This window comes from Bacillus sp. ME78 (assembly GCF_903970865.1).
Taxonomy (GTDB): Bacteria; Bacillota; Bacilli; order Bacillales; family Bacillaceae_G; genus Bacillus_A; species Bacillus_A cereus.
The window spans coordinates 144,726-161,171 of sequence record NZ_CAJCKK010000009.1 but is presented as its reverse complement, the minus strand read 5'-3'; the positions used below and the strand labels follow the sequence as shown (position 1 = coordinate 161,171).

Sequence of the window (16,446 nt, the reverse complement as noted above, 5' to 3'; positions counted from 1 at the left end):
TATTAGATTACTTTCGCTTCTGTATGGAGCAACGATACAAGTTCTTTTACTTGATCTTGCAGCTCGCCTTGTAACACTTTTCCTGCATCTTTCTTAGGAGGCAAATAGATTTCAATTGTTTTTGTCTTTGCTTCCACATCATCTTCTTCTAAATCTAAATCATCTAATTCTAATTCTTCTAGTGGCTTTTTCTTCGCTTTCATAATACCTGGAAGCGATGGGTAACGAGGTTCATTTAAACCTTGCTGTGCTGTTACTAAAACTGGTAATGAAGTTGCAATCACTTCTGTATCACCTTCAACATCACGCTCAATCTTCACATTTGTACCGTCAATTTCAAGTTTTGTAATTGTCGTTACATATGGAATATTTAACGCTTCAGCTACGCGTGGCCCTACTTGTCCAGATGCACCATCAATTGCAACGTTTCCGCCTAAAATTAAATCTGCATCTTTATCTTTTAAATATTCAGCAAGTACTTTTGCTGTCGTGAACTGGTCACCATTTTCTACATCATCTTCAATATTAATTAATACCGCTTTATCACAGCCCATTGCTAATGCAGTACGAAGTTCTTTCTCACTATCTTCGCCACCGACTGTTACAACTGTAACTTCTCCACCTTGTGCGTCTCTTACTTGAATTGCTTCTTCAATTGCATATTCATCGTAAGGGTTGATGATGAATTCCGCTTCGCCATCGTAAATTGCACCGTTTTTAATTACGATTTTTTCTTCTGTATCAAATGTTCGTTTCATGAGTACGTAGATGTTCATTCCATTTACCCCCTTGTTTTTCAGAAAGATTCTATCAATTTTAATTTTCTGTTAATTTATATTAAAAAAATAATTTAACTACCTGCCACTAAATGAAGGTTTACGCTTTTCTAAAAATGCGGCTACACCTTCTCTTCCATCTTCACTCGTAAATACTTCACCAAAAATTTGTGATTCACGTTGTACACCTTCATAGTAATGAGACGATTTTGTCGTTTGCAATAACTCTAGTACAGCACGAGTTGTTGCTGGACTTTTTCCAGCAATTTGTTTTGCAACTTTAAGCGTATCATCTAAAAATGATTCTTCAGAGAACAATCCGTTAACAAGTCCCCACTTTAATGCTTCTGCACCAGTAATTGGTGTACTTGTTAACATCATTTCACAAGCTTTCGCTTTCCCAACATAACGTGGTAAGCGCTGTGTACCTGCAAAGCCAGGAATTAATCCAAGTGTTAATTCAGGTAAACCAAGTTTTGCACTTTCAGTTGCAAAGCGCATGTGGCAAGACATAGCAAACTCAAGGCCGCCGCCCAGTGCCGCTCCATGAATTGCCGCAATAACTGGTTTTGAACATTTTTCAACACGCTCAAACGTAACTTGTCCAAGCTGTGCTAATTCTGTTGCTTGCTTCGCTTCAGTAACAGATGTAAATTCTTTAATATCTGCTCCTGCTGAGAAGAAACGTCCTTCACCGTGAATAACAACAACACGAATGTTATCATCCTTTTCCACTTGATCAATTAATTCAGTAACGTCATGCATAACTTGTGAAGACATCGCATTCGCTGGTGCGTGATTTAACGTCGCCACCGCGATATGATCTTCAACTCTTACAGATAGGAATTTCAACATGATCCCTCCCATTATTGACGATAACCACAAGCTGCAATAAGTAGCCCGTGTACCGTTTTTGAAAGTGCGACCAGATCATACTTATGATCGCTCATTACCCAATTGGTCACAACTTCATCTACTGTTCCAAAGATCATTTGTCTTGCCACGCGAACATTTAAATCTGCTTGAAATTCACCTTGTTTTATACCAGTCTCTAAAATCTCATCCATAACTTGTAAGTAGCCTTTTAATACTTCATTTATTTTAAGGCGCAAGTCTTGATTGGACTGCCTTAGCTCTAATTGCGTAACGATAGCAAGCGGATCATTTTGCGACAACAGCAAGAAGTGCGTTTCTACCAACATGAATAACTTCGATACAGCGCTTTCAATTCCTGCTGTTTTTTGACGAATTGTTTCGACAAATTCTCCCATCTTCTCTTGGAATAAGGATATTAATATATCTTCTTTATTTTTAAAATATAAATAAATCGTGCCATCAGCTACCCCAGCTTGCTTTGCGATTTTAGAAACTTGCGCTTGGTGGTACCCATTCTCCGCAATCACAATGACTGCTGCATCAATAATTTGATTGTATTTCGGTCTATTTTTCTTCACTTTACTGTCCCCTTCAAGAAGATGACTGAATGAATAGTCATTCATATTCTTATAATACTGACTATTTAGAAAAGTGTCAATCCTATTTTTTCAAAAAGAAAGGGCCTTAGCCCGTTTGCTCATCCTCATTCTTTCTCTTCTCTTCATCTATTAGAACACGGCGCAAAATTTTCCCTACTGTCGTTTTCGGCAATTCATCTCTAAACTCATATACTTTCGGCACTTTATAAGCCGCTAAATATTTACGTGCAAACTGATTTAATTCTTCCTCAGAGCATTCCGTACCTTCTTTTAACACAACAAATGCTTTAACTGTCTCTCCTCGGTACGGATCTGGAACTCCAATTGTCACTACTTCTTGCACTTTTTCATGCTCATATAATACTTCTTCAACTTCACGAGGATACACATTAAATCCACTCGCGACAATCATATCTTTCTTGCGATCTTTTACATAGAAGAATCCATCTTCATCCATGTAGCCAACATCACCTGTATGGAGCCAGCCATCTTGCAATACAGCCGCTGTTTCCTCTGGCTTATTCCAATATCCTTTCATAATTTGAGGGCCTTTCACTACAATTTCACCTATTTCTCCTGGCGGTAATGCCTCACCAGTTTCAAGCGACATAATGATTGCTTCTGTATCTGGCCACGGAACTCCGATGCTACCTGGCACTCGCTTTTCCCATAAAAAATTACTATGTGTAACCGGAGAGGATTCTGTTAAACCATATCCCTCTACTAGTTTACCACCTGTAACTTTTTCGAACTTTTCCTGTACTTCTACTGGCAGTGGTGCTGATCCACTAATACAAGCACGAATAGAAGAAATATCGTATTCTTTTAAAAGCGGACTATTTAAAAGAGCGATATAAATAGTTGGTGCCCCTGGAAACAATGTCACTTTATGCTTCTTAATCGCTTCAAAAACCATTTTCATATCAAACTTTGGAATAAGGACCATTTTGTATCCTTGCATAATACTTAAATTCATAACAGCTGTCATACCATAAACATGGAAAAATGGAAGAACCCCAAGAACGACTTCTTCTCCTTCTTTGCAATTATATAACCATTGAACTCCCATTAACGTGTTAGAGACGAGGTTTTTATGCGTTAACATAACTCCTTTCGGAAATCCGGTTGTTCCTCCTGTGTACTGTAAAAGAGCTAGATCATTTTCAGGATCACAAGGCACCTCAACATTCGTATTCACTTCTTTTTCTACTGAATTCCAAAGATGAATCGTTTCACTCTCTGATACTTTCACAACTAAATTCGACTGTTTTTTCTGCACAAATGGATACAATAGATTTTTAGGGAATGGTAAAAAGTCTGCAATACGAGTTACGATAATATGCTCAATTTTTGTAGCAGATTGAACATTCGTTACTCTTGGAAACACTAAATCGAGACAAAGAATTACTTTTGCTCCCGAGTCATGAAGCTGATATTCTAATTCCCTTTCTGTATACAGTGGATTGGTTTGTACTACGATACCTCCCGCAAGTAATGTACCGTAATAACCAATTACAGCTTGCGGACAATTCGGCAACATAATAGCAACTCGATCACCCTTTTCCACACCGAGTTTTTGAAGATAATTTGCAAACCGCTTCACCTTATCATGGAAGTCCGAAAACGTAATATCCTTCCCTAAAAAGTGAAGCGCTTTCTTTTCTGGGTAGCGAGAAGCCATCTGTTCTACATATCTATGAAGCGGCTGAATATCATAAGAAATCGTACTCGGAATTTCCTCTGGATAACTTTTCAACCATGATTTTTCCACCTTCATTCCCCCTTCAAATACATAAAAAATAAATGAATGTTCATTCATGATGGTTATTTTCATTATATTATAGTCACCATAGCGTTACAATCATAATATTCTGACTTTTGTATAACTATGCTTTACTTCATTAACTTCTTATTATATGTAGAAACTCTCTTAATCTTAAAAGAGTAAGAGAGTTTGTCATTAACTTAATCTTATAATTGTTAATACCGCTCCTGGGGTAGTTGTTGATAATGTCGCAACAGCTAACAAACCAAATAATTGCAAACTAATTGCACTCCCCGCCGCAAGAGTCGTAATAATTGTCGCACTAAATGATGTCGTTGCTAATGCAGGAGAATTAATAGTCCCAGCAAGCGGTGCCCCATTAATTGTAATTCGTGAACTAACTAATAATGCAGCCGTTATATTAATTGAATATGAAATATAATAATTCCCTGCATTTGCAGCCGTAAATACTGTGTTCCCCCCAGACACTGTAATACCTGGACCAATATTCTGATTGTTTGGAAGCGGGACATTTGTTCCACCTAGTAGTACCGATATTGCTGTACCCGACGTATTATTTGCAAATGCGTATGTTGCCGTTATACTTGTGCCTGTTGCTCCTGTTGGACCTGTATCGCCTGTCGCTCCCGTTGGACCCGTTGCTCCCGTTACTCCTGTCGCCCCCGTTGGACCATGCTCCCGTTACTCCTGTCGCCCCCGTTGGACCTGTTGCTCCTGTTGGGCCTGTTGCTCCTGTTGGACCTGTGTCGCCTGTTACCCCTGTCGCCCCCGTTGGACCCGTTGCTCCCGTTACTCCTGTTGGGCCTGTTGCTCCTGTTGGACCTGTGTCGCCTGTTACCTCTGTCGCCCCCGTTGGACCCGTTGCTCCTGTTATTCCTGTCGCTCCTGTTGGACCCGTTGCCCCTGTTATTCCTGTCGCTCCCGTTGGGCCTGTTGCTCCTGTTATTCCTGTCGCTCCTGTTGGACCCGTTGCCCCTGTATCGCCTGTTACTCCCGTCGCTCCCGTTGGACCTGTGTCGCCTGTTACTCCTGTCGCCCCCGTTGGGCCTGTGCCACCTGTTGCCCCTGTTGCCCCCGTCGGACCGGTTGGACCAACCTTAGGAACTGTCCCATCGCAACTAAAACAGCATGAATCAACATGTACACCATTTTGATTATTACACCCACAATATCCATTTACGTTATTGCTCCATGAAGACATGTTGATCACTTCCTTTACATGCAATCTTTTAAGTACAATCACCGAGTTAGAAAACATCTATCTAAATAACAAAGAAATACTTTACCTATTCGGGATAAACACAGGTTTATTCCATACATTCTAGTAATTATTACATGCGATTCTCACTCCTTTTGCTTGTACTTTCGCCTTATCTCCACAGACTATTAACAATACACATTACACTATCGTACACAGCCACTTTCCCATTTAAACTTTCCACATTCGCCAATATTTTTAGTAAAGAGGCTTATTCTTCATAAATAGCGACTATAATATATAAAAATCCGCATAATTCGTTATTTTTCGTCAAAATTTTAAAAATATATTGACACTTAAAATACCCTCATAGTATGATTTGGGTGTTGTAATTGATAACCATTTTCACTTATGGTGCTAGTTACAAAAAACACTTAATTTGGGGGCAGAAGATGAAGAAAATTCTCAGTATTTTCATAGTAGTTCTTCTATTCGCTGTTGGATGCGGACAGCAAAAAGAGGAGAAAAAAGAAACAAAAGCGGACAATAAAAATCAAGCTATAACAATTAAACACGCTGAAGGGGAAACGAAGTTAGATAAACCAGCGAAAAAAGTAGTTGTACTTGAGTGGGTATATTCAGAAGACTTATTAGCACTTGGTGTTCAGCCAGTAGGGATGGCAGACATTAAGAATTATAATAAATGGGTAAATACAAAAACAAAACCAAGTAAAGATGTTGTAGATGTAGGGACACGTCAACAACCAAACTTAGAAGAAATTAGCCGTTTAAAACCAGACTTAATTATCACAGCTTCATTCCGTGGTAAAGCAATTAAAAATGAATTAGAGCAAATTGCACCAACAGTTATGTTTGATCCATCAACAAGCAATAACGATCACTTTGCTGAAATGACAGAAACATTTAAACAAATTGCAAAAGCAGTTGGAAAAGAAGAAGAAGGTAAAAAAGTATTAGCTGATATGGATAAAACATTCGCTGATGCAAAAGCAAAAATTGAGAAAGCAGACTTAAAAGATAAAAACATCGCAATGGCACAAGCATTTACTGCTAAAAACGTACCAACATTCCGTATCTTAACTGACAATTCTTTAGCTTTACAAGTTACAAAAAAATTAGGTTTAACAAATACTTTTGAAGCAGGAAAATCTGAGCCAGATGGTTTTAAACAAACAACTGTAGAATCATTACAAAGTGTACAAGATTCAAACTTCATTTACATTGTAGCGGATGAAGATAACATTTTTGACACGCAACTAAAAGGCAACCCTGCTTGGGAAGAATTAAAGTTCAAAAAAGAAAACAAAATGTATAAATTAAAAGGCGACACTTGGATTTTCGGTGGTCCTGAGTCTGCAACATCTTTAGCAACACAAGTAGCAGATGTAATGACAGCGAAGAAGTGATTACACAATGAATAGCTTACAACATACACTTCGAGCAAGTCTTGTATTCGGAGGAGGAGCAGCTCTCTTGCTCCTCCTTTTCTTTATTCATATCGGACAAGGTCAAGCAAACATTTCCTATAGTATGATTATTGATGCTCTTATCTCACCGAACCAATCGCTAGAACATCAAACTTTAATCATGCTTCGATTACCTAGAGCCGTAATTGCCATTTTAGCTGGAGGCGCTCTTGCTGCATCAGGGGTTATTTTACAAACGTTAACGAAAAATCCACTTGCTGAATCCAGTACAATGGGTATTCACTCTGGCGCATATTTCTTTCTAGTAGCGGCTACAATTTTCTTACCGAAAGGTTTACAAATTAATTCTCTTCTGTTCACATTTATCGGCGGTGCTATTACTGCTTTATTTGTATACCGTATTTCTGGTGGAAAAAAGGGAACCCCACTCAGAATGGCATTAGCTGGTATGGTCGTTACATTAATGCTCTCTGCCTTTACCGGAACGATGCAGCTTTTCTATGAAAATGAAACAGCTGGTTTATTTTTATGGGGAGCTGGATCTCTTATTCAAAATAACTGGGATGGCGTTCAATTTGCTTTTCCATTTATCATTATTTCTTTCCTAGTTTTACTATTTATATCTCGTAAACTCAACATTCTCTTACTTGGTGATGATGTTGCTGTTTCTCTTGGTGAAAAAACAGCAGTAACACGTCTTATCGCCTTCATTGCTGCAATCTTTTTAACAGCAGTAATTGTTACTGTTGTTGGACCAATTGGATTTGTCGGCTTAGTTGCACCTCATTTAATGCGCCTTATCGGATACCGTCAACACTTTACGCTTCTTCTCTCTTCTTTCTTATGGGGGGCAGTATTATTGCTTGGAGCAGATGTTGTCGGTAGATTAATAGATCCAACCGGTGCAGAACTTCCTGTTGGGGCAGTCACAGCAATGATTGGATCTCCTTGGCTTATTTACTTAGTTTATCGAATGATGAAGTCGAAACAATATATGAATGATAACGGTGCGAATGCAGCTGGAGCTAGTTCCCGCTATTACTCTTATAAAAAGGTAATCATTATATCTATCACACTTTGTATTGTGACGATTGCTCTTGGTGTTACAATCGGTAGTAACGCTTATATCGAAAGCATTACAAATGTTATATCAGGTCAATTAACACAATTTGACAAAAACATGATGATGAATCTTCGATTACCAAGAATGCTCGTTGCCGCTATTGCTGGTGCATGCCTTGCAATAAGTGGGCTTGTTTTCCAAGGTATATTACGAAACCCACTTGCCGATCCTTCTATTATTGGTATTTCATCGGGAGCTGGTGTCGGTGCTTTAACTGTTATGTATGTCTTTCCTGCACTTCCTGGTTTCTTCCTACCAATTGGTGCATTTATTGGTGGACTACTTGCAGTAGGAATTGTCCTCTTCTTCTCATGGAAATCAGGGTTTAGCCCCACAGCTCTTGCTTTAATAGGGATTGGTATTTCTGCACTTGGCTCAGCAATTATTCAAATCTTTATCGTTAGAGCCAATTTGAATGTTGCCGCTGCTTTAACATGGTTATCTGGCAGTACGTATGCAAGAGGGTGGAATCACTTAGAAAATATCATTCTATATCCATCTCTAATTCTTGTATTAATTATCTTTTTCTTAATAAAACAACTTGACGTTCTCGTACTGGGAGACGATTTAGCAACTGGACTTGGGCAACCAGTAAATAAAACACGTCTTGCTCTAATTGTGCTAGCGACACTACTTGCATCAGTAAATATCGCTGCTGTCGGTACAATTGCCTTTTTAGGCCTTGTCGCACCTCACTTAGCAAGAATTGTTGTTGGTATGAACCATCAAAGACTATTCGTTTGTTCAGCACTATTTGGAGCAATCCTTCTTTCTGTTGCTGACTTACTTGGACGTACAATCGCATATCCGAAAGAAATTCCTTCTGGCCTTGTCGTTGCTGTACTTGGAGCACCTTATTTCTTATGGTTGATGAGGAAGAGTGGGAAGAAGGTTAATTAAAAGACGGCTTCATATATGTGAAGCCGTCTTTTCCTATTATGGCATAAAATTAGCATAGGCTTTGTACATAATATATATAACAAGTGAATACATGATTATATTGAACACACTTCGTTTTAAAGTTAACTTTCTCTTTAATTTCTTATCTTGTAATCTCAATTCTATTCCATTCGCTATTTTCAACCTACCTACTATTTGAAATAACTCTCTGTAATCATCAGCATTTCCCAATAATACGTATTCGTTATCATTTTTATACTTTATATGCAGAAACTCACTTCCACCTTTACGGTCTAATATTGTTTTCATATAAGCTACTTCATTCAATACACATACTTTTAAATCAACTTCATTATAATAACGATCCATAAAAAACACATACAATCGTTTATTTGTAACGATTAACACATTATTAATACCAAAGTTCATTGCAAGAACGCCTATCCCTAATGTCATGGCTGTGCCTGTCTGCCAATTTTTCACACGATGATTTTCGGCAAGCATACTATATAAAATCTCTTCGCTTCCCTGTAACTCTTCTTGTACAACCTCATAACAACGTTTCATTAAAATTGTTTTTGTTACAACTTCTTTTGTACGATCTATTTTCTTTTTATCTATTTTCTCATCATTTCTATAATCATCTACAAAATTATCGCTATACTGTAAGTTATTTAATTCCTGAAGTAACTTTTCTTTATTCATTCCTTTCCCCCCCCAGCAGCTTCTTCAATTTCTTTCTCCCTCTTGAAAGCCTACTATATACCGTATCTCGTGTCATACCGAATTCAAGCGCTATTTCTTGTACGCTATATTCATCTAAATACCTTTTTATAAAAATTTTCTTATCTTCTTCATTCAATTCTTTAATTAAAACGTAAAAATTATAATCTCGCTCTTCTTTTGTTAAATTGACATTTTTTCTATCTTCATATATTTCTTGCTGAAACTCTTGTAATTGATAAGACTTATTACTTTTTCGTTTATAATCAATGGCCTTAAACCTAGCGACAGATATAAGCCAGTTTCTAAACTTCCCACGATTTTCATCATAACTACTAATGTTGTACCAAACGATTAATAAAATATCATCAACACATTCATCCACTAACACCTTACTCTGTGCAGTATCTAAAATACTATGAACTACCTTATAAATTAAATCTCCATATCGATCAATTGCTGTATGTAATGCTAACATATCTTGTTTCCGAAGACCTTCTACTATTTCTATATCCTTCACCCTTATCACCACTCTTTATCCTATTCTTTATTCATTATATATACGAATGAGCACATTCGTTTCCTGACACTTTTACAAATATTTTCTAATTGTTTTCATATTGTAGCAATGCTTAATTAATTATTTCTTGTGGAACAGGGATTATATTATCTCTCACGAATTTAATCTATGAACAAAAATAGGAGGGATAACTATGTACCAAACTATTGACGGCTTCTTGCAATCATGGACATACGAAGCAGAGTCTACTCAGAAAATGCTTGATTCATTAACCGATGCATCTTTATCACAAGAGATTGCACCTGAACATTGGACTTTAGGAAAAGTTGCTTGGCATATCGTGACGGCAATTCCTGTTATACTATCTGGCACAGGGCTAAAGTTTGAAGGAGAATCGAAAGATTATCCTGTTCCAACTTCTGCAAAAACAATTGCAGATGAATACCGTAAAGTAAACGCGGCTTTTGTTGAAACACTTCAAAGTAAATGGACTGATAAAGACTTAGCTACTATTAATGACTTCTTTGGTCGCCCTATGCCGAATTCTATATTTTTAATGACACTCATTAATCATCAAAATCACCACCGCGGACAAATGACGGTTTTAATGCGACAAGCTGGCTTAACAGTTCCTGGCGTATATGGCCCCGCAAAAGAAGAATGGGCTGCGGCTGGAATGGAAGCTCCTAAAATGTAACGACAAAAAAGACAAGATGTTTACATATCTTGTCTTTTTCTGTAACTTGTTTCATGTGAAACTATTTTTTCTTAATGGTTGTTTTATGGAAAAGATAGGTTAAAATGAATACATATTACGAAGAGGGGCAACCAAATTGAATAAAAAAAACAAAAAAATAACTATGGGAACTCTTTTACTAACTTCTATTATTGGAGTTATTAGTGTATCTCTTTATTTCACCTATTATGGTACCCCTTGGGGAAAACAAGTAGCAATTACGGACTCAAAAGAGTATATTACAAAATATTTTAATCTAGATGCAGAAGTCAAAAATACTTCTTACGATGCTAAAATGAATAGCTATGCAATCTCCTTTGAAACAAGTACCGACGGCGAGTTTACTATCGAATATAAAAGTCCTAATAACTTTAACATTTCTCCAGAAGTGCAAAAGTATTTAAGTACACACTCTAAATTTACAGAGTAGTAACGAAGCGTACATATACAAAAAAGAGTTGGTGTAACGCCAACTCTTTTGCACATATTCTTATCATACAGTTATATCTTCCTTCTCTATATTTTTAATACCGTAATATGCAATCACAACTCCAATTGCTGCGAGTGCTAGTTGAAGGGGAAGTAAAGTTGCTGTAGGAAACTCTGGGTTGGTATTCATTGCAATTGAGACAACGATAAGAGATGAAACAATTGTAGTTGGCACTGAACGTTTACGCATTCCGAAATATAATGGGATTAAACTCATCCCCGCAGTTGCAATGGCTAAAGGAACTAGTTTTATTCCTTCTTGCACCAATTGATCTACTGTGAATGAATTAGGAAGAATTGAAAAATAACTATCTATCCCAAAGAAAATTCCTACTACTAAAATGTTAGATACAATAACTGTTATAAATGTTACTATCGCTGTAATAGCCAACTTACTAGCCATCATTTTCTTTCGGTTAATGGGATAAGAAAACATGAGTAGTATTGTTTTATTTTTATATTCGCCAATTATTAACCTTGCTATTAATACACTACCAAAAATAATAAATGTTGCTCTTACTATTGTGCTAGCCATTAGCAAAATCATCTGCGGATCTCTTATTTCTGGATCTCCTTCTATTTGTGCAATGAAACTAACAAAGATTAATAATGCCAGTATAATGATATTTGCAATAACTGCTCCCCTCACATACCATCCAAACTTAAACTTCTTCAATTCTAGATTCATAAGACGTAGCATGATAGTCCTCCTTTCATTTAAACTTTAATCAATATAAATTACCCCTGTTTTACTTAAAATCTTCACTTCGTTTTTTGCATCACCAATAGTTCCTTCTTTTATCTTTTCTGTATTTTTATCTTTCTTAAGTCCTTTTAAATCCACTATTACGTCAGTCAAATTACTTTTAGCCATAAGCTTCAATGATGCCGGGACACCTTTATACCGTACGCCAATATCCCCTGATTTTGTTTCTACAAATAATGATTTTCCTTCTGTCATATCTTTCAGTAATACTTCCCCAGATGTTGAAGTGATGTTCATATTTTCGTTTTTTACATTTTTCACGTAATTATCACCAGTAGTGGAAGTTATATTTACTTCTTGTAATGAACTATCTTTTAACATTAAATCTCCGCTTTCGGATGTAAATTCACCCTTCTCTGCCGATAGTCCTGTAATCATTCCATCTCCAGATTTGCCTTTTGTCACGATGCTTTTTACTACTATATCGTTTATTTTCACATCACCCGATTTATTATTTAATACAATTTTATCTATCTCTTTCTTCGGAATAGCTATACATATACTATTTTTCTTTCTAAACGTAAAACCATAAAAAAATCTGTTCACCTTTTGTTTTTGCTTAATCACAATTTTATTTTCGTCATTTTCTATTTTGACAGGATCTATCTCTTTATCTGCTTGTTCACCTTGAGCAGAAATTACTATTTTATTAGCGTCTGTACTTTTAAACTCAAGATTCCAATTTTCATTGTCTACTTCTATTGCTTTTATATTATTTATATCAAAAGACTTTTCTTTCTTAAAATCTTTCCCCTGAAATACCTTGAAACCAAAAACCGCACTAGCAATTGTAATGAATAATATTGCAATTACTATTATTTTTTTCACCATTTATACCCCAGTTCGTTGTTGTTTTAGGCTTACTTCACGCCACATCTATCTTGTCAATTTTACGAAACGATAGATAGCTAATGAAAATTCCTAATAAACAGAGCACTATTGGGATAGCTATAAAATCAAACATACTTACTTGACCATTTCCAGGACCAACGTTACTGTTCATCATCATCCCAATTATTACTGCAGAAGTAATCGTTGTCGGTGTTGATTTCTTTCTCATTCCAAAAAATAAAGGAATTAAACTAATACCAGATATCATAAATGCACTTATAATAGTAGCTGGAACGATAGCTATTATTTCCCCCATCGTAACAGGCGTTTCAAGTAGTCCCATTATTGGATTCATACAGAATATGAGCAAACTAATAATGAAAGTAGCGATAATCGTGCTCACAAAACAAAAACAAAAAACAATTGTTAATTTCGCACTCATTAGCATTTTCCTTTGCAGTGGATACATAAATAGTAGCTGTATTGTTTTGTTCTTGTATTCATCAATCACTAAACGTGATAAAATAACCGATGCAAAAATAATAAATGTAATTCTAATAAGAATATTTGCTAAAGACATGTATTCCATATAGCTAGAGAACATCAAATCATCCTCTACCTTAGATCCCCATGCCATAAGACTTACCGCCGCAAAAATTGCTATAATACAAATTGCTACCCCTTTAAAGTAACTAGATAATTTATGTTTCTTCCATTCGAGCTTCATTAATTTAAACATATAAATTACGCCTCCATTCTTTATATACCTGTCTCTACGCTGCTAACATTCTAACTCCAGCAGTAACGAAGCTTAACATTCCTATCACTAGTAGAATCAACAACCATTTCCGCTCTGGTTTTCTATAATATAAAATTCCACTTATTAGCATTACGATAAATCCACTTACCAGATTCAGCCACAGTCCATTAAGCATGAATCCCTTCTCCATCCATTACATTTAAGAAATATTCTTCTAAGGAACTATGTTTTTTATTAATACTTTCAATTTCCACATCGTTCATAATAAGTGCTTTTGAAATGGCCTGCTGAGACGCTGACGTATCATACACACGAATCATGGTTCCACTCATTATTTTGTAGTTTTTTATACCAAGTTTATCTTCTAAAATATAAGCTACACGTTTCACATCAGGAACAGTGATTTCAATGTACTCTGTTTGTTTTCCGTTAATACTCTTCATTGAAACTTCTTTTATTAGTTTTCCATTTTGAATCACACCAATTGTATCCGCCATTAGTTCCATCTCACCTAAAATATGACTAGAAACTAATAATGTAATACCGTATTCTTTGCAGAGCATTTTAAATAAGTCTCGTAACTCTTTAATACCAATTGGATCTAAACCGTTAATTGGTTCATCTAAAATGAGTAATTCTGGCTTTGTCACGATTGCCCTTGCAATACCAAGTCGTTGTTTCATTCCTAATGAAAAATCTTTTACTTTTTTATTATCTATCCCTTGTAGTTTCACTAAATGTAAAGCATGGTCAATTGCATTTTTATCGTAGTAGCCCATATATTCACAATGCAGGTCTAAGTTTTCTTTCGCCGTTAATTTATCATAAAAGATTGGGTATTCAATAATTGTCCCCATTCTTTTTAATACTTCATAAGATGTATCTGTTAATTTCTCACCGAAGATTTCAATATCACCACTCGTCGGTTTTATTAAATTTGTAATCATTTTCATAATCGTTGTTTTACCAGCACCGTTTGGTCCTAAAAAACCGTAAATTTCTCCTTTTTTCACATGCATGTTAACACCGGAAATAACTTCTTTCCCTTTAAACACTTTCGTTAACTGGTTTGTTTTTAATATATATGTCATGTTACTTTCCCCTTTCGCAATACTCTATATTTCTATAATAGACAACGGAAATCTCTTTTTTCTTACCCGTTTCTTACAAATTCCTTACGCTGAAAAAAAGCTTGTAGAATCTACTGCTCTACAAGCTAAAACTGCATCTTTTTTAATGCAACTGTAAAAATTGTTTTTTCATACGGCTTACTAGAAAGATGAATTTTTCCATCCATCGCTTCCACCAGTCTTTTCGTAATCGTTAACCCTAAACCGCTTCCTTGGTACAATCTATTTCTTGAATCTTCAAGTGTGTACATACGCTCAAATACTTTATCAATATGAGATTCATCAATCCCTTTTCCTTTATCCCATACGTCTATATACACACTCGTTTCATCATCTCTTAACGTCATACCAAGTGCCTTTCCATCGTCTCCATATGTAATCGCATTTGATATTAAATTATTTAATACCCTACCTAATACTTCTACATTTCCAAGTGCGTATATATTTCTTTCTGGTATATCAATATGAACCTGAAAACCTTTCGTCGTCACTAAATCATAAAAAGATAAAATCTTCTCGCGGCAAACTTCATTCATATTTACTTTTGTCATTTCAATTGCTTTGTCACCAGATTCTAATTTTGCCAAGTCAAAAAACTTATGAATTAACTCCATCACTTCTAGTGTTTTCGTATGCACTTTTTCAAGTAATATTTGCTGTTCTTCTTTATTTATCGTTTTATCCTTATTTAACATTTCTGTATATCCAAGAATAACTGTTAGTGGTGTTTTCAAGTCATGCGAAATATTTGAAAGCATTTTTCTCATCGAAATTTCTACTTTTGCATGATCTGCATTCGTTTTCTGTTTTGCATCTAATAATTGATTAATTGCCACTAATAATTTTTGCAATTCTAGATCATCTGTCATAACGAGTAACGTCTCGCCTGTTTTATCATTTACAATACTTTCTAACTTTTCATATGTGTATCGTAAATTTTTACTACTATTTTTTCTCATTCTATATTGCATATAAATAACACATAACAATATAAAAATAATACCTATTAACAAATTGACCATATTACATCACTTCCAACTTATAGCCGATGCCCCATAACGTTTTAATATATTCTGGATTAGATGGATCACTTTCGATTTTCTCACGCAATCTTCTCATATGAACATTAATAACGTTATCGTCACCGTAATACTCTTCATTCCAAACTAACGTATATATTTGCGCTTTTGTAAATACACGATTTTGGTTCTTTACGAATAGCTTTAAAATCTCAAATTCTTTTAAAGTAAGTTTGAGAGGCTTCCCGTTTTTTTCAACTGTAAAATTAATTGGATCAATTGTTAAATCACCAATTTGAATCATTTTTTCTATTGTTTCTGTAGCCGAGTATTTCGTAGACCTCCGAATACCTGCTTTTACACGTGCAGCCAATTCAATCATAGAAAACGGCTTACAAATGTAATCATCTGCTCCAAGTCCTAATCCAACAGCTTTATCAACATCTGTATCTTTTGCCGACATCATTAAAATCGGAACTGCACTTTTTTCACGAATGATTCGTACAACCTCTAAGCCATCTAGCTTTGGCATCATAATGTCAAGGATAATCAAATCAAATGAACCTTTTAAATATGTGTTCACGCCTTCCTCTCCATCAGACGCGATTGTAACTTGAAAGCCCTCTTTTATTAAATACTTTTCCACCATCTCTTGAATTGAAATATCATCTTCCACTAATAAAATATGATGTGACATATGTCTATCCCCTTTTTACAAACATTAACATGCTAATTGTATCGTAACGAATGAACACTGTGAAGAATA

General features: G+C 35.7%; 17 protein-coding genes and 1 pseudogene. 4 read left to right on the top strand and 14 right to left on the bottom strand.

Annotated elements, in window-relative coordinates; translation table 11 throughout:
* Positions 1–2 precede the first annotated feature (2 nt).
* The 5 genes and pseudogenes from etfB to H6481_RS13170 all read right to left on the bottom strand — a co-directional run bounded on the left by etfB (position 3) and on the right by H6481_RS13170 (position 5,238).
* Positions 3–776 carry an electron transfer flavoprotein subunit beta gene (gene etfB / locus H6481_RS13190; protein ID WP_001029028.1) on the bottom strand — a complete coding sequence of 258 codons (774 nt, stop codon included), beginning with the start codon at positions 774–776 and terminating at the stop codon, positions 3–5.
* Positions 777–854: 78 nt separating this feature from the next.
* On the bottom strand, positions 855–1,631 hold the full coding sequence (locus tag H6481_RS13185) for an enoyl-CoA hydratase (protein WP_000911291.1): 777 nt from the start codon (positions 1,629–1,631) through the stop codon (positions 855–857).
* Between the two features lie 11 nt (positions 1,632–1,642).
* A complete protein-coding gene (locus H6481_RS13180) occupies positions 1,643–2,275 on the bottom strand; it encodes a TetR/AcrR family transcriptional regulator (RefSeq protein WP_002001012.1) in 633 nt (210 codons plus the stop codon).
* A gap of 61 nt (positions 2,276–2,336) precedes the next feature.
* Positions 2,337–4,022 carry a long-chain-fatty-acid--CoA ligase gene (locus H6481_RS13175; RefSeq protein ID WP_063548716.1) on the bottom strand — a complete coding sequence of 562 codons (1,686 nt, stop codon included), beginning with the start codon at positions 4,020–4,022 and terminating at the stop codon, positions 2,337–2,339.
* Positions 4,023–4,211: 189 nt separating this feature from the next.
* A pseudogene (locus H6481_RS13170) lies at positions 4,212–5,238 on the bottom strand (collagen-like protein).
* A 449-nt stretch (positions 5,239–5,687) separates the two neighbouring features.
* Here H6481_RS13170 and H6481_RS13165 point away from each other — a divergent pair.
* On the top strand, positions 5,688–6,662 hold the full coding sequence (locus tag H6481_RS13165) for an iron-siderophore ABC transporter substrate-binding protein (protein WP_182812003.1): 975 nt from the start codon (positions 5,688–5,690) through the stop codon (positions 6,660–6,662).
* A gap of 7 nt (positions 6,663–6,669) precedes the next feature.
* Positions 6,670–8,706, top strand: coding sequence for a Fe(3+)-hydroxamate ABC transporter permease FhuB (gene fhuB / locus H6481_RS13160; protein WP_063548720.1), 2,037 nt, complete (start codon positions 6,670–6,672; stop codon positions 8,704–8,706).
* Between the two features lie 36 nt (positions 8,707–8,742).
* On the opposite strand, the gene H6481_RS13155 is transcribed toward fhuB, so the two are convergent.
* Together H6481_RS13155 and H6481_RS13150 are read right to left on the bottom strand one after the other, a co-directional pair.
* A complete protein-coding gene (locus H6481_RS13155; RefSeq protein ID WP_090976972.1) occupies positions 8,743–9,411 on the bottom strand; it encodes a septation ring formation regulator EzrA in 669 nt (222 codons plus the stop codon).
* Positions 9,404–9,958 (bottom strand): sigma-70 family RNA polymerase sigma factor, encoded by a 555-nt coding sequence (locus H6481_RS13150; RefSeq protein ID WP_161114783.1) that lies wholly within the window; start codon positions 9,956–9,958, stop codon positions 9,404–9,406. Before H6481_RS13150 ends, H6481_RS13155 begins: the two co-directional genes overlap by 8 nt.
* 184 nt (positions 9,959–10,142) lie before the next feature.
* Here H6481_RS13150 and H6481_RS13145 point away from each other — a divergent pair, with 184 nt between their 5' ends.
* Together H6481_RS13145 and H6481_RS13140 are read left to right on the top strand one after the other, a co-directional pair.
* The gene (locus H6481_RS13145) at positions 10,143–10,646 is read left to right on the top strand and encodes a DinB family protein (protein ID WP_182812000.1); all 504 of its coding nucleotides are present in this window, start codon (positions 10,143–10,145) and stop codon (positions 10,644–10,646) included.
* A 136-nt stretch (positions 10,647–10,782) separates the two neighbouring features.
* Positions 10,783–11,115: a spore coat protein C gene (locus H6481_RS13140; RefSeq protein WP_182811997.1), complete on the top strand. Its 333-nt coding sequence runs from the start codon at positions 10,783–10,785 to the stop codon at positions 11,113–11,115.
* 63 nt (positions 11,116–11,178) lie between these two features.
* On the opposite strand, the gene H6481_RS13135 is transcribed toward H6481_RS13140, so the two are convergent.
* From H6481_RS13135 to H6481_RS13105, 7 genes are all read right to left on the bottom strand, one after another.
* Positions 11,179–11,874: an ABC transporter permease gene (locus tag H6481_RS13135; RefSeq protein WP_053563587.1), complete on the bottom strand. Its 696-nt coding sequence runs from the start codon at positions 11,872–11,874 to the stop codon at positions 11,179–11,181.
* 24 nt (positions 11,875–11,898) lie between these two features.
* On the bottom strand, positions 11,899–12,771 hold the full coding sequence (locus tag H6481_RS13130) for a DUF4097 family beta strand repeat-containing protein (RefSeq protein ID WP_069356271.1): 873 nt from the start codon (positions 12,769–12,771) through the stop codon (positions 11,899–11,901).
* Positions 12,772–12,805: 34 nt separating this feature from the next.
* Entirely contained in the window at positions 12,806–13,510 is a 705-nt protein-coding gene (locus tag H6481_RS13125; RefSeq protein WP_000475536.1) for an ABC transporter permease, read from the bottom strand.
* Positions 13,511–13,544: 34 nt separating this feature from the next.
* On the bottom strand, positions 13,545–13,706 hold the full coding sequence (locus H6481_RS13120; RefSeq protein ID WP_182811994.1) for a hypothetical protein: 162 nt from the start codon (positions 13,704–13,706) through the stop codon (positions 13,545–13,547).
* Entirely contained in the window at positions 13,699–14,622 is a 924-nt protein-coding gene (locus H6481_RS13115) for an ABC transporter ATP-binding protein (protein WP_182811992.1), read from the bottom strand. Before H6481_RS13115 ends, H6481_RS13120 begins: the two co-directional genes overlap by 8 nt.
* Positions 14,623–14,747: 125 nt before the next feature.
* The gene (locus H6481_RS13110) at positions 14,748–15,683 is read right to left on the bottom strand and encodes a HAMP domain-containing histidine kinase (protein WP_182811989.1); all 936 of its coding nucleotides are present in this window, start codon (positions 15,681–15,683) and stop codon (positions 14,748–14,750) included.
* A gap of 1 nt (position 15,684) precedes the next feature.
* Positions 15,685–16,377 carry a response regulator transcription factor gene (locus H6481_RS13105; protein ID WP_000018029.1) on the bottom strand — a complete coding sequence of 231 codons (693 nt, stop codon included), beginning with the start codon at positions 16,375–16,377 and terminating at the stop codon, positions 15,685–15,687.
* Positions 16,378–16,446 lie beyond the last annotated feature (69 nt).